The 24,223-nt window shown below is 37.8% G+C and carries 17 protein-coding genes, 1 tRNA gene and 1 pseudogene; 10 read left to right on the top strand and 9 right to left on the bottom strand.

Annotated features, from left to right (window positions below):
• Window positions 1-52: 52 nt before the first annotated feature.
• The gene (locus tag BLS32_RS07615) at window positions 53-781 is read right to left on the bottom strand and encodes a hypothetical protein (protein WP_091393608.1); all 729 of its coding nucleotides are present in this window, start codon (window positions 779-781) and stop codon (window positions 53-55) included.
• Between the two features lie 361 nt (window positions 782-1,142).
• Between BLS32_RS07615 and BLS32_RS07610 the strand changes: the two genes are divergently transcribed.
• Window positions 1,143-1,227 (top strand) — tRNA-Ser (locus BLS32_RS07610).
• 310 nt (window positions 1,228-1,537) lie between these two features.
• Here the strand turns inward: BLS32_RS07610 and BLS32_RS07600 are convergent.
• The 5 genes from BLS32_RS07600 to BLS32_RS07575 form a co-directional block, all read right to left on the bottom strand.
• Complete coding sequence (locus tag BLS32_RS07600; RefSeq protein WP_091393605.1) at window positions 1,538-4,714, bottom strand: DEAD/DEAH box helicase; 3,177 nt, start codon at window positions 4,712-4,714, stop codon at window positions 1,538-1,540.
• Between the two features lie 448 nt (window positions 4,715-5,162).
• Window positions 5,163-6,017 carry a reverse transcriptase family protein gene (locus tag BLS32_RS07595; protein WP_139171710.1) on the bottom strand — a complete coding sequence of 285 codons (855 nt, stop codon included), beginning with the start codon at window positions 6,015-6,017 and terminating at the stop codon, window positions 5,163-5,165.
• The gene (locus tag BLS32_RS18845; protein WP_091393600.1) at window positions 5,998-6,288 is read right to left on the bottom strand and encodes a helix-turn-helix domain-containing protein; all 291 of its coding nucleotides are present in this window, start codon (window positions 6,286-6,288) and stop codon (window positions 5,998-6,000) included. The genes BLS32_RS07595 and BLS32_RS18845 overlap by 20 nt, the downstream gene beginning before the upstream one ends.
• A gap of 994 nt (window positions 6,289-7,282) precedes the next feature.
• Window positions 7,283-8,527, bottom strand: a complete 1,245-nt coding sequence (locus BLS32_RS07580) for a hypothetical protein (protein ID WP_091393594.1) — start codon at window positions 8,525-8,527, stop codon at window positions 7,283-7,285.
• 2 nt (window positions 8,528-8,529) lie between these two features.
• Window positions 8,530-10,248, bottom strand: a complete 1,719-nt coding sequence (locus BLS32_RS07575; protein ID WP_091393592.1) for a hypothetical protein — start codon at window positions 10,246-10,248, stop codon at window positions 8,530-8,532.
• Window positions 10,249-10,414: 166 nt separating this feature from the next.
• Here BLS32_RS07575 and BLS32_RS07570 point away from each other — a divergent pair, with 166 nt between their 5' ends.
• The 4 genes from BLS32_RS07570 to BLS32_RS07550 all read left to right on the top strand — a co-directional run bounded on the left by BLS32_RS07570 (window position 10,415) and on the right by BLS32_RS07550 (window position 14,317).
• The gene (locus BLS32_RS07570) at window positions 10,415-10,792 is read left to right on the top strand and encodes a helix-turn-helix domain-containing protein (protein ID WP_091393590.1); all 378 of its coding nucleotides are present in this window, start codon (window positions 10,415-10,417) and stop codon (window positions 10,790-10,792) included.
• Window positions 10,793-10,989: 197 nt separating this feature from the next.
• Window positions 10,990-12,792, top strand: coding sequence for a hypothetical protein (locus BLS32_RS07565; protein WP_091393587.1), 1,803 nt, complete (start codon window positions 10,990-10,992; stop codon window positions 12,790-12,792).
• Between the two features lie 383 nt (window positions 12,793-13,175).
• Complete coding sequence (locus BLS32_RS07555; RefSeq protein ID WP_091393582.1) at window positions 13,176-13,685, top strand: hypothetical protein; 510 nt, start codon at window positions 13,176-13,178, stop codon at window positions 13,683-13,685.
• 134 nt (window positions 13,686-13,819) lie between these two features.
• Window positions 13,820-14,317, top strand: coding sequence for a hypothetical protein (locus tag BLS32_RS07550; protein ID WP_091393579.1), 498 nt, complete (start codon window positions 13,820-13,822; stop codon window positions 14,315-14,317).
• A gap of 183 nt (window positions 14,318-14,500) precedes the next feature.
• On the opposite strand, the gene BLS32_RS18440 is transcribed toward BLS32_RS07550, so the two are convergent.
• The 3 genes and pseudogenes from BLS32_RS18440 to BLS32_RS07535 form a co-directional block, all read right to left on the bottom strand.
• Window positions 14,501-14,677: a hypothetical protein gene (locus tag BLS32_RS18440; protein WP_091393577.1), complete on the bottom strand. Its 177-nt coding sequence runs from the start codon at window positions 14,675-14,677 to the stop codon at window positions 14,501-14,503.
• Window positions 14,667-14,918 (bottom strand): hypothetical protein, encoded by a 252-nt coding sequence (locus tag BLS32_RS07540; protein ID WP_091393574.1) that lies wholly within the window; start codon window positions 14,916-14,918, stop codon window positions 14,667-14,669. The genes BLS32_RS18440 and BLS32_RS07540 overlap by 11 nt, the downstream gene beginning before the upstream one ends.
• A 10-nt stretch (window positions 14,919-14,928) precedes the next feature.
• Window positions 14,929-15,186 (bottom strand): annotated as a pseudogene (locus BLS32_RS07535) (DUF5675 family protein); the annotation flags it as partial.
• Between the two features lie 443 nt (window positions 15,187-15,629).
• Here BLS32_RS07535 and BLS32_RS07530 point away from each other — a divergent pair.
• The 5 genes from BLS32_RS07530 (at window position 15,630) to BLS32_RS07510 (ending at window position 23,783) form a co-directional block, all read left to right on the top strand.
• Window positions 15,630-20,612 (top strand): RCC1 domain-containing protein, encoded by a 4,983-nt coding sequence (locus BLS32_RS07530; protein ID WP_091393571.1) that lies wholly within the window; start codon window positions 15,630-15,632, stop codon window positions 20,610-20,612.
• Window positions 20,613-21,665: 1,053 nt separating this feature from the next.
• Entirely contained in the window at window positions 21,666-21,914 is a 249-nt protein-coding gene (locus tag BLS32_RS07525) for an RteC domain-containing protein (protein ID WP_091393570.1), read from the top strand.
• A 3-nt stretch (window positions 21,915-21,917) separates the two neighbouring features.
• Window positions 21,918-22,205 carry a type I restriction endonuclease subunit R, EcoR124 family gene (locus tag BLS32_RS07520; RefSeq protein WP_245699359.1) on the top strand — a complete coding sequence of 96 codons (288 nt, stop codon included), beginning with the start codon at window positions 21,918-21,920 and terminating at the stop codon, window positions 22,203-22,205.
• A gap of 195 nt (window positions 22,206-22,400) precedes the next feature.
• A complete protein-coding gene (locus tag BLS32_RS07515; RefSeq protein WP_091393568.1) occupies window positions 22,401-23,030 on the top strand; it encodes a fibrobacter succinogenes major paralogous domain-containing protein in 630 nt (209 codons plus the stop codon).
• A gap of 363 nt (window positions 23,031-23,393) precedes the next feature.
• Complete coding sequence (locus BLS32_RS07510) at window positions 23,394-23,783, top strand: hypothetical protein (protein ID WP_091393565.1); 390 nt, start codon at window positions 23,394-23,396, stop codon at window positions 23,781-23,783.
• The last annotated feature ends 440 nt before the right edge of the window (window positions 23,784-24,223 follow it).

Here is a 24,223-nt window from a genome sequence, read left to right as displayed (position 1 = left end):
CAATCATCAATTGACCGGAATCCTATGCCCTGCCCTACATTTCCAGCCGATCTTATGTAAGCAAAACCGCAGTAATTTCACAAGGATGGAAATCCCTGCTGTTTTGCCCGATCATGCCTGCAAGCTTGTTTTTCCTGAAATAGAATATGGCAGAGGCAATGACCAGCAGCTGGTTTTCAGGCAGCGGTCCTGTAAGCCATGCAACTGCCTCCGTTGAAACCGCTGTGAAAGACAATGGCAGCTCAAACATTTCAGCATGCGTTTCCGCCAAGGTTTCAGGATTGATGGCAACGACCAGGTAGCACAATGTGGCATGTGTGGCGTTCGGCAACTGCACCAGCTGCTGTTTGATGTCGAATGCCGGAAGCGAAAGCGACATGCGGTGGTTTTCGATTCCGCCGTGCACCTCAACAAGGCAGTAGCGTGAAAAAGGGCTGCTATTGTTGCAATCGGTATTCGCCAACAAAGATAAATCCCCATCCTTCAAAATTCTTCGTCCTGAAATCCCGCTGTTTGCTGCAAGCGTTGCCTTCGTAACCAATCCTGTAAACCGCCTGTAAAAAGCCGAATCCTCAAAATCACGCAGCACCGGAAACAAGGCGGTACGGATTGCTTTTGAGGTGCGGCTGGCACGGCCAAAGTCAAAACCACTGGCTTTTGTCGCTTTGGATTGTTTAATGGTGCCGGGCCTGCTTTGCACGATTGCCTGTCCGTTTATGGAACGGTATGAAACCGGACCTACGGTTCCTTTGATTTGTCCTGAAGAAGTAATTTTAGCCATAATGCTTTGATTTACAGACTAAAATTATAAATAATTTTCTAAATAAAAAACACTTTAACCAAAAAAAATGAATATAAAATACATATTACATACATAAAAAATTTGTTTTTAATGCATTTACTATGCTTGGACTATGCACTCACTATGCACTCACTTAAGTTATCGTACCATTTCTAAGGTTGTTTATTCACGAATACCCAATGCCAAATTTGCTGTGCGGCTTTCCAAATGCTAAAGCATAGAATATGAAACAGTTAAATTTCTTTCAAAAAATAAAATGATTTTTTAGACAAATAGTTTTTGCAGAATGGAAAAGGTTGCTATATTTGCAACCGCTAAGAACAATTAGCGCGACCTTATTGGAGAAATGGCAGAGTGGTCGATTGCGGCAGTCTTGAAAACTGTTGACTGTAACAGGTCCGGGGGTTCGAATCCCTCTTTCTCCGCAAAGAAAAACCGAAACGTGAGTTTCGGTTTTTTTGTTTTATGACTGCGTCGAAAGCTCGCTTTCGTAAGCGGACAGAAAACAAAAAAACGTAAGCGCCGACAGGCGGTTGGTTTTTCTTTGCAGGACTCCCCTCATTGGGATCAATGAAAATAATCCCTTTTTCTCCGCTGAATAAAAAGCCCCTGTAGATACAGGAATTTTTCTTGTTTTATACGGATCCAAAAACTCCTGAATCTACTTTAAGTTTAATATATTGAACTTCGGATTTCAGGGCAATTACTGTGTTTTTTTATGATTATAAATATGAACTATTTACTATTAAAATAACATTTCAATTTGGTTTCTGTCATGTCAACAACCGTTGAATATACAGAACTTAAGAAATCCGTCATCTCATCGTTTAATTGTTTAATATTTACACCTGGTTGCGCTACTGCAAATTCAAACTTTACCTCGCTATATCGAAGCGCCTTTCTAATATTCTCAATATCATCTTTAGTTCCATAATAAAATCTTCTTCCTTTTAAAACGCCTGTATTATCACGCCTTTCCATATGTTTTAACAATTCTTCTGGTTTCCATTTATACCGTAAGGACACAATAGCCTGTCCGCAGACTTCATATAAATCTGAAAGCCTGGAACCGGCAGTATTTTTTGAATATTTACAATGCACCATTTCAAATCTGATGGTATCTGCATCATGAAATATTGCAACTACATCAGCTGACTCCCCTGAATTATCATCATTAAAAACTACTTTTGCTCCTTGGCTAACTAATCTTTTCATCATATACTCCTGCACAGAATTTTTACGCTGTAAGCTTCCTTTGTACATCGACTCAGTACTGTATTGGACTTCTTCCCATCTTAGGGATTCAATTCTGTCATCAGGAATCCTGACAGCAGAAACTTGGGTATATTGAGTCCAAATACATCCCGCGATAGTGTCGCCATTTAATAGGAACATCGTGGGCGGATACTTTTCAAAGAATTCTTTTAACTCCATTGGCTCGCTTCTTAATCCTTCAACAAAAAAACGGCTCTTATCCAATCCCTCAATACTATGCCCTCTTTCACCTCCTAGCCTGATGCTAAATTCTATCTTCTCATTCTGAAGATAAAAAACAAAATGTGCCTTATCATCCTTAGCACTTAAAAGCTTAATATATGCCTCGCTAAGCAGATAAGAAACTGAACCTGAACTGACTGTAATTTTATGTATTTTATCATAAAGTTCCTCTGACCAATCACAAGCCATTACAATTAGGTTGTCAGGATAAAGCTTCAACTCAGTCTTTTCAGCAGAATCTTCCAGTAACTTATTCGAATCTATCGAATCATCAGTAATAAGTTTACCTATCTGAATACACCATGATTTCCATTGCTTTAAATCACCAACTCTTGCCGGGCTCCAAATTTTCCCTTTAACCGAGGCGCCAACACTTACAGGAAAACCATCTCTAAACCCCACTCCTACAAAATCGGATTTCTGGCATCTTGTTCCGCTTTTCCACCTGCTTAGTTCTGTGGTAACATCTGAACCGCTTAATCTTGAATAACGATGCAAATGACTAGCTGGCTTAAAAATCCCTGCATGCACTATACTTAGTCGATTTATCGAGTCAAATGCTCTGAAAACAGGATCTCCCGACACGCGATCTGGCTTGGATCCGGTGAGGCATTCTACTAATTTATCTATTTCCAGCGTTTTTTCTGAAAATCCGATATAAAGCAATTGCGACACAGCATCAAAATGTATTACTACTAAATTCCAAGTCTGATCACGCAGCTTATCTGTTCTGGCCCATTTTACCTTCTCTCTTTTCTGAGTGGTAAAATAAAAAACGTTTTCATCAGGGTTATAATATGGCTGAGCAATAGCGTATTTAGAAAGATTGAATGCAAATTTAAAATTATTCCAATCAACCTTCGCTGCTCTGTAGCACATACAACTTAAGGCAGGATAAACAAGCTTCGGGTTTAACTTTGTATCAGGAGAATCAAAACCTGAAAAAGGTTTGCAACCCTGTAAAAAAGATAACAAAGATTCCGCGTCTGCCTTTCTGGCATCTGCTATTTCACTGATAACTTCTTCCCATCCAGAACCTTCCTGCAATAAATTCTCCAATTCCACAGATAAGTTTTCATCTGCAAAATTTACAACAAATGAGGCATCTCCCAAACCTTCCTGCGTCCTGGTAAATCGCCCAATAAACTGGAGCAGGACAGCCAAAGATTTATGAAGCTTGTGTACAGCTGCAATTTTAAAATCAGGATAGTCAAAACCCTCTTTAAGCATATCAACACATATGACAATATCATATAGGCCTCTTTTTATTTCTTCAACAATCTTTGCCTGCGCTTTCGTTTCATTGTGAACTACAACAATTCTCTCATCAGGAAACCATTCTTTATAGCTCTTATATAGTTCTTCCGCATGTTTGCTCTTTTCAGTCCTGACCATAACCTTATGCCTGGTCCATCCATTTGACCTGTCTTCTCTAAGTTTTTGTATCGCAGCGTCAGCGATTGCTTTATCTTTTCTTTTAGGATGTCTTTCATCAACCGATATCAAAGAAATTTTTGAAAAACAATTGTCCTTTAATGCTCTTGCTAGAGAATAATTATAGAGAATTTTGCCTTCTATTGGCTTCTTGTCATTTCTAAATGGAGTTGCCGTAAATTGCACAATTTTTGAATCTCCAAATTGTGTCTTTATTCTTTCCCAGCCCGTCGCTGCAACATGATGTGCCTCATCAAAGAAAATATGGGAAAAAGTACCTTTCAATGCTTCCAGTAGTGAGAAACTTGCCCTCGCAATTAAGCCCGGAGTAGTGACAATTATTTCTGCTGATTGTATATCTAATATATCCCTAGGACTGGAAATAATTTTATCCAATATAAGCACTTTGGGGTTTGAAGTAGCGCCGCTTATTACTCCTAGTTGTCGCAGCATACCCCAAGTTTCAAATTTTTGAGACAACTGCCTTTTTAAATCCTTTGTCGGAACGACTACCAATACCCTTTGCGCATTATCCGCTAATACCGCTACCAACATGGTTTCCGTCTTTCCAGTCCCAGTTGGAAGTACGATAGTGCATGCATCATAACTTAAAGACCAATGGGACAATAGAGAATACAAAGCTCCAGACTGAGCAGGTCTTAAAGAATAACCATTTGTTCCATTCCTATATAAATTAAAATCTTGTTTCGAATATTCAATAGAATGCTCGGCTAAGCCACTAAATTTATAAATCCCTTGTTTAAAAGTAACCGAAGCTGTAAAGGAATTTCCTTCAACATCAAGTACCAGATAAACAGAATCTTTCTTATGTGTTAATGTTAAATTATGCGATCCAGCTTTAAGGGCTACTTGGCGAAAGCTGCCGCAATCTTTAGAATCTTTAAAATAATAAAGCGGTTCGTCTAATTTAAAACTTGCCTCAAATGGTATTTCGAGGCTAAACTGTTGCGGTTGGTTCATTTTTAGAAAGTTAATTGATCCTGCTAAATTAAAAATTTACATACACTATTGCTAATTAATATATTAACCATAAAACCACATAAAAAGTCAATAAATTCATTGGGCTTTTTTGACGGAAATTTATACTTTTACAGAAAATTTGAGATTTAAATTTGCACTGCACCTATGGCTGTACCAAGTTTAAAAAAATGCTAAAATTACCAGTAATAGCTGGGGTCAAAATAAGGTCAGTGCAGCCTCTTTCTACGCGGAAAAAAAACCGAAACTCACGTTTCGGTTTTTTTTTACGAAGACGTCGATAGCGCACTTTCCTAAGCGGCCGAAAAAAAAAACACAAGCGCTGCCAAAGGGTTGGTTTTTCTTTGCAGAACTCCCTTTTTGGGATCATGTAATAATCCCTTTTTCTACGCGAAGAAAAACCGGAACATGAGTTTGCTGAGGATTTGATTTATCTCCAGATCTTATTATTAGTCCTTCTAATGCTTTCCAAATAATTAGTAACTGGTTTGATTGGCATATCTATTTCCGTCAAGGCACGCTCTATAATTTTTAACGGGGCATCGATTTTATTCAAAAACACTTCAATCCCTGTAATTGTCTGTTCGTTTGAGTATAGAGTTTTGCGAAAGCTTAATTTAAAACCGCCTGAAAGTACTATGCCTAGAATTTGTGCAATTAAATGTCTGAAGTCCTGCTGCGAAGAAAATGTAAGATCATCAACATAACGCGTATAAGTAATTCCGTGCTTTTTGCAAAAGTCGATTAAAAGCAGATCTGTTTTTAGAAATACAACATTTGAAACATGCGTACTTGTCGGCGCACCTTGTGGAACTTTATGCCTATAGGTAACTAACTTAGTAATTTGACTTGCAACGTGACTGTTATTTCCAAGCGACAAAAGACAATCGTAAACCATTTTTGAAGAAATCGAAGGGTAAAACTCTTGTAGGTCGGTAGCCAAAATATATTTATTGCCTTGGTGAGTTTTAGAATTTGTTATATTGCTTTTTTTTCGTATACCTCCATGAACATTATGCGGCAATGGAATTCCCGCAAAAAATCGGTTTTTTAACCTTTGCTGTGCCAGTTTCAATTCACCTTGTGACGGGTGGATGGTGCGTATTTTTAGTGTACCGTCTTTATAACATTTAAAATCACCGGTTTTTTTATCGATCTTTTTTTCACTTTTTTCACGGTAAAAATCTTCAATATTTCCTATGATGAATGCAACCCGATCAACGGACATATTTATGAGAGCTGCAACCCTTTTGAATTGATTTTTCTTATAATCCGAAGACGTCACCGATCAAATTTTTAAGTGGTGAATTTATTAAATTGAACGCTTCTCTTTTCTCGGGAGAAACGTCTTGTTCATTTATCGACATGTAAAACATCACCGGCAACGGGATATTCAACTGTCTACTGATCTCCTTCAAGGTAGAGAGATTGGGTTCTTTTTTGTTAGATTCGATCTGTGATAAATAAGTTTGAGTTATATCGCATAGAGCAGCGAGCTCAGATTGAGTATGCTGCCGATCTTTTCTAATGTTTTTTATGACTGTGCCTAAATCCATGATATAAAAAATAAATAAGGTGTGTCGGAATCTAAATGGAACTTTGGTTTCGCGTGGGTAGAAAATAAACTAGAATTACTTCGACAATTTTTTCAACCTCTTGTTTGAGATGTTTGTCTGTTAACCCCTTCCTACTTTTCAGCGGCCGCAGCCTTGCTATAGCATCATTTAAAACTGTTAAGTCTTGTTCCGAAAGAGAACACTGGCACTTTGATTTGACGGCCTCGATCGCGTTCACGAGGTCATCAATGTTTCGATTTCTTTTTAATCTCGACATAATTGTATTTTTTTTTGAGTTATCAGAACGGACTATTCCGTTCCTGCTCATGCCGGAAAAACGCCTGATACTCTGTGCGTAGACAATGTTCTCTATTCACAACCTTAAAAATTCTGCTCCTATTAAAAACTTTGGAACAATGACTTAAACTTTAATGCGATTTGGTCAAATTGAAATACTTCAAAATGCGGCTTAAATGTAAATCGCTTTATAACAGATCATCAGCCTTGCTTCATTGTAGGCATTTCGGCATCGGAAAGCGTTTAATCGCTTATTTCCGGCTACTTCACTACTTGCTCAAATGCAGGCTTCTCCTCAGACGTTCGCACGAGGCGTCCTTCTGAATCGATGGCGGTTCACGCTTTGAGGGCGGTCGCGCGGTGATACTGTACAGCTGTTGTCGTTACTTCACCCATACGGGTTGCTTAAAAAAATTAAGCTATAAGGATACTTCACTCATATCAGACTCGAAACAATTTCAAAGAACTGGTACAAATATATAAAAAAAATTACTCTGAGTTACTAAAAGTGGAAAATAATTAAATTTTATTAACTTAGAGTAATGACTGACGCCAAAAAATTTATGTTGTTATTGATATTAAATTGATTTGTTTTGTTTTAGCCCAATAGGATTATTGACGATTGTTTACAAAAAAGGCGGGTTTTATTTAACCGGCGAATTTATCCAGTTTCATGCCACGCAAATTCTATTGATTGCTATTGACAATCTGATTCTTTAGTCTTTTTCTCCGCCTCAAGCTTCAAATACAATTCATGGCAGCCATCCAGCATTTCAAATTCACTTAGCGGCAACAACTGATCGATAACTTCCAGCAAGCTTGCAACATGGCTGCTCGGATCTATTACTTCACCTGAATTCTGTGAGCCATCATTATAAATCGTGTGCATGGCAATTTTCATAAGGTCGCCGATTACATAGCCCAAATTAGAATAGCTGTAAAATTCCAGTCTCGCCTGAAAAATTCCCGGCTTCCAATTGTGTGGCATCAGGGTTCTGAAATATGCAATTCTTGTCAAATCATCAGCGAATTTTTGGACGTCGGGATTAAGGTCAATACGATCGGGCTCATCTGTTGTCGTTTCCGCATTGCTGTCTGGCGCATCCAATATCACTTTAGCTTCGTCATTGCCTTTTGCCTTACACTTCGCAATAATTTCCTTAAACAATTTATAAGCCTCCTTTCTCATCAGTTCAGTTTTTTCTGTTGCAAGTACAATTGCTTCCACCGTAAACTCATGCGTGTGGTCATAACGGACCACTTTACACGAATTGTCCAGCTGTATCAACGCCTCCCATTCTTCCGCATTTTCAGGATCAAACAGTTTTCCAAAGTACGGTGCAAAATCCGCGACGTGCCGCTGTTGTTCCATCAGACTTTCATTTGTAAAAGTATCACCGGTCGTCAGCCATGACACGATAAAATATGTAGCCTGCAATGTTTGGTGCAGATGGAACGCAGCTTCGGCAAGCTTTCCGTAACGGCTGTAAAAGGTGACATGCCGTAAAAACCCGGAGGCTTCCACATGTTGGTTGTCGTAAAATACGGTGGCTTTCCTGAGCCGCTTTTTGATGTCGGGATCTTTAGTACTAAAAATCCTGTTGTCAGGATCCGAACAATACACAAGTTCGTCCGCTGTAGCGTGGCGCATAAAAAACGGACTGCCTTCTTTCCAAAGACATTCTGCCCACCAATATTCAAAAAGCGTAAACGAAAAGTTTGGCAGGGGTTCGAACACTCTCGCAACCAAAGGAGAAATGGTATTGGACTCCTCTTCACAGTATTCCGAAAGAAACAGGGTAACAATAGTTTTATCTGTTAAATCACTGTTTGTCGAAACGTAAACCGAATGCAATGGAAGAAATTCCAGTAAGGTAGTTACCGTTTTTAATAAAAGTGCATGCTCCGGATGGTTTTCAGGTATTTTGATTGTATGTTCCATGGCTATGATAATTGAGTAAGTTGAATATTTGTTGATTCTAAAAGTTTGATTGCTGTGTTGCCAATTCGCCTGGCATCTTCAAGAAAAGTCTGGCATTGGACGAAAAGCACATTGCTGTCGGCGATATGGTAAAGCTTCAGGTCGTAGTGGCGCAATGCACCAACATGCGCGGTAAGCAGTTGGTAAAGCCGTTGCTCCTGCTCGGTCGTATTACCAAACGGAATTTCAATTTCCTGCGTAAATGCAACAAGCGATAACAAACAAGCAAGGGAATGTGTTGCGGGATGGTAGCCCAAAAACAATTCAATAATCCCTAACGCAACCTGCTCCGTGGCCTGGTGTAATAAAGTGTTCTTTAAAAGTGCCTGGTCATTTGTGGTTAATTCAGCAGCGGAATCCAACAGTTGCGTCGCCGCCATGATACGATTCTGCCAAAAAGTTTTGGAATGGTCATGATCCTTGGTCAATCCTTCAGGTATGAAATTTACCGGTAGCTGCGTGTCGTTGTAAACAAGCAAGCCTCTGTTTACTACATTTTCAAAGAAATACATTTGGTTATGGCTTTGCTTCCGAATATTTTTTATCCGGTGGATAAGGATAGTCACCCGATGTTTGCCTTCAAATCGGTCTCTTACCGCAGCCTGGATTAAAGCCGTTATATCTTCGCGGTTTTCCCTGGAGTGTACCAATACATAAAAATGATAGCCCGGAAAGTCTTTCGTGAATCCGCTTTTTTTGCCCTCTTCATTTATAGGGCAAGTAGTATATCCAAAACAGTAAATGGCACGCGTTGGTAGCAATTCGGCAATGATGCCGCATATTTCTGCCAGCACCTGCGCCATGATATAATTGAGTTGCAGGTGGCCTGCTGTAAATGCTTTGCCAAGGAACAATTGGTTGTTCATGTAATCAGCTTTCGCCTTGATTGTCTTTGAATAATTTTTGATAATCTTGCTAGCTTCCCACTTAATGGATCGGATTTTGCTTTTCGCTTTTTCAAGAAGGGAGACCGGAATAGCAGCCATATTATAATTTCCTTTGGAGCAACGCTCGGCTGTGCATAATGTTTCGAGGATTTGATTATCATCCGGATCTTGCTTATCAAGGAATGCCTTGAGTGATGGAGCAACACCAACTGCTAGTTCATAATGTTGCAACAAACTTTCCTGGCCTTCCCCTTCAGGCAATGTCATTTCGCAGACACACGAATACAAATACCATAACGCACTATGGAGATAATTGGCGGCGGCAAGATTATCGTCCATAGTGATATAGACATCAGCTTTTATGACGTAGTCTTTAGCAATGCTTTTATCTCCGGTATACTCAAAAGCCTTCTTAATCACCTTATTTGCATTGAAAAAAGTAGGATAATACACTTTACTGCCAGGCTCGTGATATACCAACTCTAACAAAGTACAATGCCGGTAAAAATACGGCCTGCCCTCTTTAAATTCTTGCGAAGCTACCGTAGCATTAAAGAAATGAAAGGTAAAATCAGGATAAGCCCGCGTTACTTTCTGTGAAAGTCGCGCTACCGCATCGCCGCTTTGTCCGCAATTCTTTTTCAGTATAAAGGTGACCATGATAGGGATACCGTTCTCATGGCCACGGGAAACGTAAACCGATCCTACATCAACATAAGTCAGTAAAATCTTAATGGCCTGCTCCAACGTCTGCCGCTGCGGCAAGTCATTTGGAATTCTCAAAGTAAAATCCATAATTTGTAATTTTAAAGTAAAACATATTTGAAAAATTGTATTTTTGTTAAAGGCTGCAAGTAAAAAAGACCGGTTCATGTACCGAATCATTTCCATCTGTATCCTACATTTTCATTTATGTTTTTTACATTTACTGCGTTTCAACCACAATTAATACTTTTGAATTATGAACACTCCATCCAAAAACCATATAGGCCGAAAAATCAGTCGCATTCGCGAATTAAAAGATATGAAACAGGAAGCTTTGGCAGTAGCGCTGGGCACAAATCAACAGGCAATTTCTATGATGGAAAACAGTGAGACAATTGATGAAGAAAAACTAGAGGAGGTGGCAAAAGCACTTGGTGTTAGCGTTGAGGCAATAAAAAACTTCTCAGAAGAAGGAGTGATAAATTATTTTAATAGTTTTAATGATACGAAAAACAGTCAGGTAAATTTCGGACACCATTGCACATTCAACCCTTTAGACAAACTAGTTGATGCTTACGAAGAAAATAAAAAACTTTATGAGCGATTACTTGAAGCCGAAAAAAACAAAAAATAACCAACCAATATTACCTTTGCCCATTTTTAAAGACTGCGTTGCGGTCTTTTTTTGTTTTCTGAAGCGGTTGCTAGTTGAATATAGTGGTTTGTAAATATTGTCTGCGAATAGATGTGTATATTCGTGTAAGCGATATTGTGTTCGCTTATAAATAGTTCCCTGCAAGCGTAATTAAATTGCGCATAAACCTTGTTATTATGGAAATTGAAGATCTTTTCAAAAAGAAATTTTATGCTTACTATATGGAAAAACTCAATAGAGAAAAGCCTTTAGATTATATTTTTTTTGATTGGAAAGTTTTTTTTCTCTTAATTTTTGTATTTGTTATTGGTTTAGCATTGTTTTTACCACAAGAATTCATATTAGTAATCCCTGTTTTAAAAAGCCAAAGTTTTATACTTGAATCTATTTTAAGAACAGTAAGTATCTTTATAGGTATTTCATTTTCGTTTATAATATTATCTTTTAATATCTTTTATAAATATTTTGGGCGTTATGCTTTTTTGGATTTTTTCAAAAGTAGAAGCGCTAAAATTTGTTTCACGCTATTAACTTCAACGGTAGCTTTGCTAATATATTCAGTTTCTTTCATCAATGAGGTTAGAGTTGGTAATAGTTACACTAACTTTTTATTTATTTTCTCAATTACGCTTTCTATAACAAGTTCATTTTCGATTTTTCCATGTCTAATTTATTTACTGCGAAGTTCTCAAAATAGAAAACATATTTTAAGATTATTTGAAAAATTGAATGAAGATTGGGTAATTAATGAATTTGTCGCGAAGATGGAAAATCAGGTTCAAACTTTTTATCAAAAAGATCCTATTAATATTTTAAATGAAATCGGGTTAGCCGCAATCAAAGATTATGACAATTATACTTTAGAATTAATCACAGACAATATCAACAGTTTTTTTGAAACTAATATTAAGAATAAAACTAAAAAAAAAGGTTACATCGATTTTCAAAGAATTTATAACAAATTTGACGACCTCCTTTCCAATTACTATCACTTATCAGTTAAAGAAAAAAATGAAAACTTAGCGACATCAATTGTGTACGCGCAGTTGAAACTTGAATATATCGTTATTAATAATATTGAAGATGAAGATTTTAATTTTCTGTTAATTGGAAAAAAATATAAATTTTGGAATTTAAATTTCACACTAGAAAAATTTTTTAAAAAAGCTATACAGTTTAACGAAGATGAAGTGGCAAAGGAAATTCTTTCAGGTTACAATTCATTTATCACAAATGCAATTGTAAAGCTTTATCCTGAAAATATAAATTATATAACATCAAACCGGATTGACGTCATTACAAAATCAGAAATAGTTACAGAGCCACTTGGTGTTCTGAGTAAATTCGCAGAAATTCTAATTTCTAGCAAAAAAGTGCATCTTTTTACTGAAATTTTTAATACTTATTATTGTGTAGAATTGAAAATATTAGAACTGAATACAACAAATAGTACAAAATGCTTGTTGCTGAATATTGTTCATAATTACAAAGAAAATACGTTTCAGGATTATATTGAGTTATCCGAGGTAAAGCGAATTACTTATCTCAACTTTCCTTTTAAACATTCAGCGACTTACTATCAAAAAATTGATTGTAAGATTCCATTTTTAGGATCATTAAATATTTTAGATTTATTATTTGCAGTTAATAAACTTAATGCAATAGCTATCAATCAAATATGCATAGAGATAGCAATGATTCTTCAAGAGAAAAAGAATTATGAACTAGTTGAAAAAGGCATCGAAAAATTAATAGACATTTCTAAAAAAATCAAAGATAGTGACGGCGAAGAAAAAAAGGACATTTATTTAAAACTACTGGATAATTTAAAAAAACTTTATCAAGATGCAATTGACTATCAAGTTGTTGATACTATGAAAGAAAAATTAAAAAATGCAGTCGAATCTTTTGAATCTGAAGCAAAATTTAAACAGGAGTTAAAGGATAATGGTTATATAAGAGATGAAAGATTTAGATAAAGTGCCAGCAGGTAACAGCGGGTTTATAAAATCGAAGCCTACTTCAAATGAAGCGGGCTTCTTTTATATAATCCGAAAAGGTTTCCAATCAAAAACGGACTATTTATTTTTAACTTTAATAAGCACCTTTAAAAGCAAAGTAGCAGTAAGCTTACAATTGCTCCGAAAACCGCCAGTATGATTGTCTTAGCAAACCCTCCGAATGCAAATTCGGCAAGATGCTCAACAAAGTTTCGCCAGTAGTTCCCGCCTTCAGAGAAATATTAGTTTCCATTACGCGCATTAATTTTCGGTTCCTGGAATAATTTGCCATATCTTCCACAATAACTTGGCTTACTGTTTTTGCATAACTTAGCAATTATTATATTAAGATCCGCGACATTATGCAAAAATATATTACCATCCTTTTATTGCTGGCCACTTTAACAGTTTCAGCCCAGAATTTAATGCTTGATAACGAAATCAGCATTTTTAGCTTTACAACTAAAAAGGGTAAAATTGTCTCCCTGTCAAAAGATAAAGATGACGAATATATAGTTTACAGATACGGTACAAAGGAAAAAATTGAATTAGAGTTTCCAAAAAAAGATAAAGAAAGTTGGGAAAAGTTTAAATTTAACGGCGTTGAGCGCCATGGCGGCAAAGAAAACAACGGCATGGCTATCTGCAATGTAATGTTTGAAAATAAAAATTACAGATATATACTTTACACATCATATTTGGCGGAAGCGGATCCTAGTGGTAATGACATTACTGAAATTGGATTGTATGTAAAAGACTTAATTACAAAAAAAGGCTTTGACATTGAAGGGGAAATTAATAGTCAAAAAGGAAATTTATATGATTTTCGATCTAATGGTTTATTGAAGTTTGAGGATTTTGATTTGTATTAGGCTTTGGTTGTTAAACAGAAGATTGCTAAGTTGAAGCAATATGATCGTTACAGTAATAGCAAGCACTCGAATTTATTTACCAGTTTTGTTAATAAAGAATTACACATAAGAGATTTGTAACTACAAAACATGACATGAAAATAAACATTATTATAAATTCGATAATATTTGGATTGATTTATTTCCTGATTATTTTAAGTAGGAATTATACACATCAATATAGACATATGTATGTTCTGATGATGATGATATTGCCAGGATTAACATTTCCACTTTCAACTACGAAATACGGAAAAGTTGGAACGAATATGGGAAAGATTTTTTTACATATACTATGCTCGATGGTAACGTACTACGCATGTGTATTAATCTATGTTTCCGGAAGTAAATTTATCGGAATGGCTATTGCTGGCGGTGTTGGTTCTTTTGCTTATCTAATACCTACGAAGTATCTTTTAAAATTGGACATACACTATAAAAATGTTTTTTTGATAAGTGTAATCAGTGGATTCAGTTTTTTGCCAATGTTGGTTTTACATGGAAGTGGATTTGAATTAGCTTTTTCTGTACTTCTATGGACGTTAATTAATGGAATTTTTATGGATAAAGTTCAAAAGTCTGTTATTATATAGCAAATATTTTCCAAATAAATACTTGATTGTTTTTAAAATCCATAGGCTATAGATATCCCTAAAAATCTATTTAATATTTTATCGGATTAGTAAGTGATTTTGGAAACGACCTAAAATAAGAAAGCCTGCTATAAAAGCGGGCTTTCTTCGCTTAATCCGGTAAGGTTACCAATCAAAGCCGGATTATTTCTTTTTAACTTTCGTAAACATTTTTAAAAACAAAGTTGCAGTAAAACTTACAATTGCTCCCAAAATGGCCAATATGATTGTCTTGGCAAAATCCTCCGAATGCAAATTCGGCAAAATGCTTAACAGTGTTCCGGCAGCGGTTCCCGCTTTCAGGGAAATGTTAGTTTCCATCGCGCGCATTATTTTCAGTTTCCTGAAACGATTTTGTAGCATCTTCCACAGTAACCTGGCTTACTGCCGATAAAACGCCTCCGGCAACTGCAACATATCCGGCCACACTAATCACAGCGGCAGGCAATGCAACTGGTGCCGTAAGTACGCTGCCACTAATGGCCAGCATTACAATTCCGATGGTACGAAGAACTTTAAAAAATTTTGGTGTTGGCGCTTGCGCCCTGTTTATGATATTCATAACGATAAATTTAAGATTGGATAATTAAAACTACTTTTTCATTTTGTGTCAAAGCTTTATAAACCAAAGTTTTCAAAGCCGCACAAGCCTTTCTCGACATAAGCCCCAAACCCGCACCTGAAATCTTTGTTACAGGAGCAATGCAGCCATTCAATTCCGCCAGCGCGTTGTTCGCCGGATGAAATAAAATGCCGCTTCGGCCTTTCACGTTCAAAATTTCAATATGCCATTGGTACTTCTTCGTATAAAGTTTCCGTAAAAAATATTTCCCTTCAGGAACTTATCAAACTAATTTCGGGAAATACAAAATTTGTAAAGCTTGTATCTATGTAACAAGTTGTTCGATATCAACATTTCTGTATTGGAGAAGATGTTACAGACAACAATAAAACATTTAAATCAAAATAATGAGTGCGTGTAGAGGCAGCTACATTGAAGAAACTGTTTCAATATGTCTTAAAACGAATTTGTACTTCAGACCACCGATTATAGTATAAACTCCAACGAATATACATCGCGTAAAATTGGCATTTTATTTTATATTATTATTGTAGGGTGATTCCGGCAATATTGTTAATAAAATAATAGTCAAACACATAAAGAAACTAAATATAATTTTATGTTTGCATCCCTGCTTTCGGATCATTTACTATTAAAAACAATTATTTTAACCAATTTCCGGTGCTAACAAACGGAACATTTAGAAAAAACATGAAAAAAATTTACACTTTATTACTAACTTTAATTTCTGTGATTGCCTCAGCGCAATACAACTTTACAGTTTATAATACCTCCAATTCAGGGATTGTAAGCAATACGATTAATGATATTAAGGTCGATTCAAATGGATCACTCTGGATCGCTACTCCTGCGGGTGTTTCTACCTACAATGGAACCGCTTTTACCAATTATACTACGGGCAATTCGGGTATTGCATCCAATGCTGTAACAGAAATAGAAATTGATGGCTTGGGAAGAAAATGGATGGCTACCCAGAATAATGGAATTGTAATGTTTAACGGAACAACCTGGACTAACTATACGACCTCCAATTCTGATCTTCCGGGCAATGCTATCAGAAATATCGCTGTAGACAGTGCCAATAATTTATGGGTGACTACAATCGGCGCACTTCTAAAATTTAATGGAACCACTTGGACAACTTATGACGCACTTCCAAATATAAATTCACTCGAGATTGATGGTAGTAATGGTGTTTGGGTTACCAATAATGGCGTATTGTACAAATTTAATGGCACAGACTTTACTTTCATTGGGCAAAATGCAGAAAAATTGTTAGACACTTCTGCGGGTACAATTTATGTTGACGGGAATGGTGGTGAAATGTATACTTACGCTACTTCAGGTACCTTGCTCAGCACTTATGACCAAAGTAATTCCTGCCTTGCCGGAAGTCAGCCGAATGCGCTTGACGTGGACAGTGATGGTGCAGCATGGATTGCATTTAATGGAAGCGGATTGCAAAACTTTAGTGATTGCGCTACCTATACCACAACAAATTCTGGTCTTCCAAGCAACACTTTAAACGCGATAAGAACCCAAAATTCAGGTACTGTCTGGCTAGGTCATTTATCGCTGGGACTGATCAAGTCAACACCACAAAATGCTACTGGCTGCTGGCAGGAGATCAGTGCAGGATTTGAATATTCGGTTGGAATAAAAGCAGACGGCACTTTATGGGCCTGGGGCAGGGATAGCGACAGCCAGTTGGGAGATGGAGCAGTTGTCGCAAGAAACGCCGCAGTCCAGATAGGAACAGCCACAAATTGGAAAACGGTAAGTGCCGGAGGTAATCATACATTAGCCATCAAAACAGACGGAACGTTATGGGCCTGGGGCAATAATTCAGACAGCCAATTAGGCGATAATACTACGACGGCCAGGCTTACTCCAATACAAATTGGAACAGCCACAAACTGGAAAAGCATAAGTGCCGGACATTCTCACTCATTGGCAATCAGAACAGATGGAAGCCTATATGGTTGGGGCGATAATACTGATGGCCAGTTAGGAGATGGATCTACAGTCCAAAGAAGTACGCCATTCAGAATAGGAACAGCCACGAATTGGGTGAAAATAGCTGCCGGAAACGCTCATTCAGTCGGCATTAAAGCAGACGGAACCCTTTGGACCTGGGGTAATAATACCAGGGGAGAATTAGGAAACGGAACCAATACTGCAACTATATATGATGTTTCTCCAAGACAGGTAGGAACTGCTACGAACTGGCTGAAGATAGCTGCGGGAAGTTTTCATACATTAGCTATAAAATCGAACGGAACCCTTTGGGGATGGGCTTATAATGAATATGGGCAATTAGGGAATGGAACTACGACAAATAGCTATGCTCCGGTACAAATTGGGACAGCTTCCAATTGGAGCAGTATTGATGCAGCATCGACGCATTCGTTAGGAATAAAAACAAACGGAACACTTTGGTCATGGGGTGCCAATTCTGAAGGACAACTCGGAAATGGTACAAGTGGCGTTACAAACACCACGGCACCTGTGCAAGTGGGTACCACTACAAACAGTATGCTGGTTGCCGCAGGACAGTATCATAGTCTTGAAGTAAATTTTAGCGGTTCGCTGAGCGCTTCAGGATATAACAGCAATGGCCAGTTAGGGGATAATACCAATACTCAAAAAAACAGTTTCACCGCAGTAGTTTGCCCTTCAAATTGCAGTACTCCGACGCAACCTTCCGCGTCTAACGTAACTGCATCAACGGCGACCCTTAGCTGGACAGCAGCAACACCGGCACCCGCTAGTGGTTATATGTATGCCTACAGCACCAATCCAATTATCGGAGGTAACAATGGAACGACGCTTTCTACTACAATCAATCTGACCAATTTATCACCAGGTACTACTTACTATTACTGGGTAGCATCCCATTGCGGGTTTAGCCAAAGCAACTGGATTGGGGGAGGAACATTTACTACACCCGCTGCTGCCGGCTGTTGGACTGCTGTGAGTGGCGGATCGGATTATGTGGTAGCGACAAAAGCAGATGGAACAACATGGGCATGGGGGAATAATGAATTTGGTCAATTAGGAGATGGAACTACAAACAACAAGGCGGTTCCAACGCAAATCGCAATCACTAACGTCTGGAAGATGGCTGCCGGAGCTAACCATGCATTAGCCATCAAATTAGATGGAACGTTATGGGCGTGGGGAAGTAACCAATTCGGACAATTAGGAAATGGGACTACAACCAATAGGACTGCTCCGGTAAGGATAGGAACTGCAACCGACTGGCAAAGTATAGCCGTTGGAGACTATTTTACATTAGCGGTAAAAGCCAATGGAACTTTATGGGCGTGGGGTCATAATACCTATGGTCAATTCGGAAACGGGAGCACTTCCGACAGCACTACTCCAATACAGATCGGAACGCTTACGACCTGGAAAAGTGTTGCCGCAGGAGGTTATCATTCTTTGGCAATAAGAACTGATGGAACGCTTTGGGGCTGGGGTCAGAATTATAGCGGACAAGTTGGGGATCAATCTACGACCAATCGGACTACTCCTGTACAAGTAGCATTCGGCACAACCTGGAAGACTATTGATGCGGGGGGAACTCACTCTTTAGGAATAAAAACTGATAATACGCTTTGGGCTTGGGGTACTAACTTCAGCGGGGAACTGGGAACCGGAGGTGGTTCCAGAACTTATCCTGGCCAGGTGGGAACAGCCACAAACTGGCGAAGTGCCGAAATTGGTGATTTTCATTCTGCCGGAATAAAATCTGACGGCACGCTATGGACCTGGGGTGCTAATTCCGACGGAGAATTGGGAGACGGTACATTGGTCAATAGAAATGTACCGACACTTATCGGTACAGCTACTGACAGGCAAAGTATAGCAGTAGGCCGAAAAAACACACATATTATCTCTACCAATGGAAATTTATTTGGTGCCGGCGATAACTCGGCAGGACAAATAGGAGACGGTACATTAGTGGATAGAAATACGCTGACATTTGTCTCTTGTACTGCGGTTGCTGCTTTATCTGCAAGTTCCAGTCAAACAAATGTGTCTTGCTTTGCAGGTTCTAATGGAACAGCTACTGTAAATCCTTCTGGAGGGGTCTCTCCTTATAGCTATGTATGGAGTCCGGCTGGGGGAACTGGTGCAACGGCAATTGGATTAACTTCTGGATCTTATACTTGCACGATAACAGATAGCGCATCTACACAAATTTCCAAAAACTTTACAATCACACAACCAACAGCTTTAGTGACAACAGCTGCTTCGCAAACAAACATTTCTTGTTTTGGAGGATCTAATGGAGCTGCTGCTGTGAATGCTGCAACTGGTGGTGCTGGCGGATATACTTATAACTGGACTCCCGGAACACCAACAGGTGACGGAACGACTTCGGTTTCCGGATTAACTGCCGGAACCTGGATCTGTACAGTGACCGATGCCAATTCATGTACGGCTTCTCAAAGCTTTACGGTAACGCAGCCAACTACCATTTCAATGACAGCTGCTTCGCAAACCAATATTTCCTGTAACGGTGGTTCTAATGGAGCCGCTGCTGTGAATGCTGCAACTGGTGGTGTCGGCGGATATACTTATAACTGGACTCCTGGTAATCCATCAGGTGACGGAACGACTTCGGTTTCCGGACTTACTGCTGGAACCTGGACCTGTACGGTGACCGATGCCAATTCGTGTACGGCTTCTCAAAGCTTTACAGTAACGCAACCAACAGCCATTTCAATGACACCTGCTTCGCAAACCAATATTTCTTGTAATGGGGGTTCTAATGGTGCTGCTGCTGTGAATACTGCAACTGGTGGTGCTGGCGGATATACATACAACTGGACTCCTGGTAATCCATCAGGTGACGGAACAACTTCGGTTACTGGACTTACTGCTGGAACCTGGACCTGTACGGTAACCGATGCTAACTCATGTACGGCTTCTCAAAGCTTTACAGTAACGCAACCAACAGCCATTTCAATGACACCTGCTTCGCAAACCAATATTTCTTGTAATGGGGGTTCTAATGGTGCTGCTGCTGTGAATACTGCAACTGGTGGTGCTGGCGGATATACATACAACTGGACTCCTGGTAATCCAACAGGTGACGGAACGGCTTCTGTTTCCGGATTAACTGCCGGAACCTGGACCTGTACGGTGACCGATACCAATTCTTGTACGGCTTCCCAAAGCTTTACGGTAACGCAGCCAACAGCTATCGATAATACCATAGCAGAAGTAACTACTGGTACTTTAACTGCCAATGAAGTGGGCGCTACTTTCCAATGGTATGAATGTCCAAACACTTTATTAACTGGTGAAACAAATCAGAATTTTACACCAACAAGTCCAGGTGATTATAAAGTTAAGATAACCTTTGGAGCATGTACAGTTGAATCGGCTTGTTATACCGTTAGTACTTTAGACACACCTGCTTTCGTCAAAACACAATTTATGATATATCCAAATCCAACAAGCGGACTGCTATATATCAATACTAATTTTGATGGTGAGTTTTTAATTGTTAATCAATTGGGGCAAACTATTAAAACATTTAAAGTATCTGCTAACTTAGAAAATAATATCAATGTTGAAAATTTTGCTGATGGTATTTATTATATCAAAGGAACAAATGGAACAAAAATAAGTTGTCAAAAGCTAATAATAAAAAAGTAACACATAAGAGGGTTGTTATGCCAGCGCATAGCAACCCTTTTTTTATAGATTAAATTAATATATCCGTTACTAAAAGAAGAGTATTCTCGAATAAGCTCGATAATTCTTCTGGTTTCTAATTTAGTGAATATCTAACTAAAATTCAGTAATTAAAAAAGAGGTCTCAATAAAATGAGGCCTCTTCTATTTTATAATAAACTCTGGGTAATAATTTGCCTTTTCAGTATTTCCTAATTCTTGGTAAGAATGGCTAGAAACTTTAATGATTTTTTTGACTTGGGTCTAATTTATAGGATTGCTCAGCTTCCAAAACAAAATTCCATGACGCGCTTGGGTTTTACTATCGTTTGCGGAATACGAATTCATACCTTGATTTATTCCTTACGAATAGAACGCTGTTATTAAATGCGGGAATTCGTCTTGCTGGTGTTTTGGACAATTATCTGAAGATTATAATCCATCACTTTAAACGAATATAAATTATATTATCTGGTCTTTTTAAAAGATTTTGAAATCAGGCTTTGGCAAAATTGCATTTTTTTGCTAAGGCTTAATGGTTTTAAAGACTCTTACTTAATAAAGTCTTGCATCTTAAATTTTTTAATTTCACGCAAAATGTGCTCATCGCCCAAACGGTCCTGCTCGAGGAAGCGGAGATAGTCAAGTTTAGTTTCCCGACGAAAAGAAAAAACACAATAAATAAAGAGGGCAATGCCCGGAAGTAATGATAGCATATGAGATATTGTATGAGGTAAAGGTAGTCTTTCCAATGTACCTGCCTTAAAAGTTCACTATGCAATTCGGGAATTTAACTATTCCATTCGGGAATCCACAAACACACCATTTGGTACAATACAAGCAGTCCGATAGATTTGTCATGCATTCAGTCAAATTTTGAAATTTGTAGGCCATGATGAAATTTTCAGCATCCCTCACATCTGAACTCGAACGCAGCTTCAGCAAATTTATTCAGAAAATACCGTTCCCATCCAATACGCTGAAGAAGCGATTAAAGTTTTAATTCCGGCGCTGGGTAAACTGAAGGCATATTTTATGAAATACAAATTTGGCAGCAAGGTCAAAGAAATTTTCTTCTTTAGGGAGATAAAGCCAAAATTTGCAGCGAAACTGATGTATTACAATGACGTTTACAACATCGCGGCCAATAAGCCTGTTACGTCAAAAAAAGCGATTAAGAAATATCATGCCGCCGAAGGGAAGAGATTGCAGGCATATGAAATCTTTGAAAGTGATAAAGGTGATTCGCAAGTACCTACCTTCAACTTTGCTCCGGGATTATAGAACTTGGTTTTAAAAACGGACAAAGGAAATTGGTTTTGGAAAATTTTTAAAAGAATAATTTACCGTCAACTGATTGAAAAATTTATTCAGGAAAGCTTGCCAAATATCGACGATACGGATACTATCTCAGAGGAGTTCGAAAAATTTTGGAATCTCGAACAGGAAAAGGCACTAAAAGATTTGATAAAAACCGAAAGCTTGTCAGAGGAAAAAAACAGAAAGAATAATAGAAAACTATCTTTTTACCGAGCGGGAGCCTTTAAGAAGAGAAATTTTGGATCTCCGGATTGAAGGACCACATAACCTCCTTTAACCGCAATCGCGGAGATTTCGGTAAAATGAAATTCTTTTTTCACGAAGAAAATCTATCTTAGCTGAGAGAACTCAGTCCGCTTCGATCCGCGACTGCGGTTACAGGCCAAACGTTATACTAATACAAAAACTGACGGGACAATTCAATAACTTAATGCATCTAAAACAATATTTATGAATCCTTCATTTTTCCACACAATTTTTTTTACGTCATTTTTTATTATATTATTTGGTTGTTCAAAATCCCAAGAGCCTACCACAATAAAAATAGGCAACCAGGAATGGACTACCAAAAACCTAGATGTAGTCACGTTTAGAAATGGCGATACCATACCCGAATCGAAAAGTGATTCAGACTGGAAAAATTCTTGGGAGGAAAGCAAGCCAGCTTGGTGTTATTATGATAATGACCCTAAAAATGGCCAAAAATATGGTAAACTATACAATTGGTATGCATTGAATGACCCCAGAGGGATAGCTCCAAAGGGGTATCATTTGCCAAGTAAAGCAGAATGGGATAGCTTAATATCTTATCTGGGAGGCGATAAAATTGCAGGTAAGAAAATAAAAATCACAGTAGATGGCAATGGTACTAACGAAAGTGGTTTCTTAGGTCTTCTGGGCGGCCTTCGTTATGCAAATAGTGGTTTTACTAATGTTGGCAAAGGTGGAGGTTGGTGGAGGCATACCGAAGGTGATACTTATAACGCTTGGTTCTACTACATCAGTTACAGTAGTGATTACTTACTCAGTCACAACTTCGATAAAGGTATGGGCATTTCTATTCGTTGCCTAAGGGATTAGACTATGTAAACCATTAAAGCACCAGGTATAACAGATCAGATCGTATACAAAAAAAGCCTGCTTCAAATGAAACTGGCTTTCTGTATTAATCCGGAAAAGGTTACCAGTCAAAACCGGATTATTGCTTTCTCATTTTCGTGAACATTTTTAAAATAAGTGTTGCTGCGAAGCTTACGACAGCACCGGTCCAAACTTTAGATTTGATCTAAACAAAAAAATTTATATGAATAATATTGTTAAAGTACAACCGATAAAGTTTTGACGCACTTGCATTGATTTTCATATGAACTTTTTAACTTAAGCATTTAGCATTTAAGTCATTTTCGATATAATAGCAAAACGCTTAATAAATTAAATCTTGGTATGGAAAAAATATTAAATATAGTTTCAAGCTTTGAAAAGAATGCTGAACCTGATGAAATACTTTTCGAAAAGTTTACAAATTTTATCGATTTTAATGTCGATAAAAATTTTATTAGTCTATTAAAATCTTCTAATGGTGTCCAAGGTGAATTAAATTCAGGAGAGTTCTTAATAATTTGGACTCTTTCAGATATTATAGAATTGAATCCATATTATCCCGAAATTGAAGAGTGTAAGAATATGATGTTTTTCGGCAGTAATGGATCAAATATTGGATATGCCTTTTTAAAAACCGGCAGTAGCATTATAAGTATTGATTTTTTTGATTTAGGCTATGAATCACCAAAATATATTTCGTATTCTTTTCCAGAATTTTTAGAAAGTTTATAGGATAGAAATTACGTATAAACAACTTTAATTAGAACTTCTATAGAGACTATAAACCAAAATATTTTCGGATGCTATTCCTCAGGGCCGTCTGCACTTACAGATGGTGCTCCTGCTATTAGAGAAGCGGCAAGTTATAAAGGAGAATTATTTAGATCCTCCATTTGGGGTAAAAATGGAATTTGTGAGCCTTTAAAAAAGCTTCAAGACAGTAAATATGGAGAAGATCTTAAATTAATATTGTTACAATTTTATGTAAATCCAATCCCTTACTTGCTAAATAATCTAAAGGAGATTGAAAACTATAGAAAAAATGAAAAACCGATTGGAATCCCTATTATAGTAAATGATGACAACTTTTTCAGCAAGAGCGAATCTGAGCGTTACGATTTTTTTAGAGAAACAATCCTTCAAAAACTTGATTTGTTAAGCTCCGTTGTCAC

This window comes from Flavobacterium noncentrifugens (assembly GCF_900100375.1).
Taxonomy (GTDB): domain Bacteria; phylum Bacteroidota; class Bacteroidia; order Flavobacteriales; family Flavobacteriaceae; genus Flavobacterium; species Flavobacterium noncentrifugens.
The sequence above is the reverse complement of the archived record's forward strand: the minus strand, read 5'-3'. Positions and strand labels throughout refer to the sequence as shown.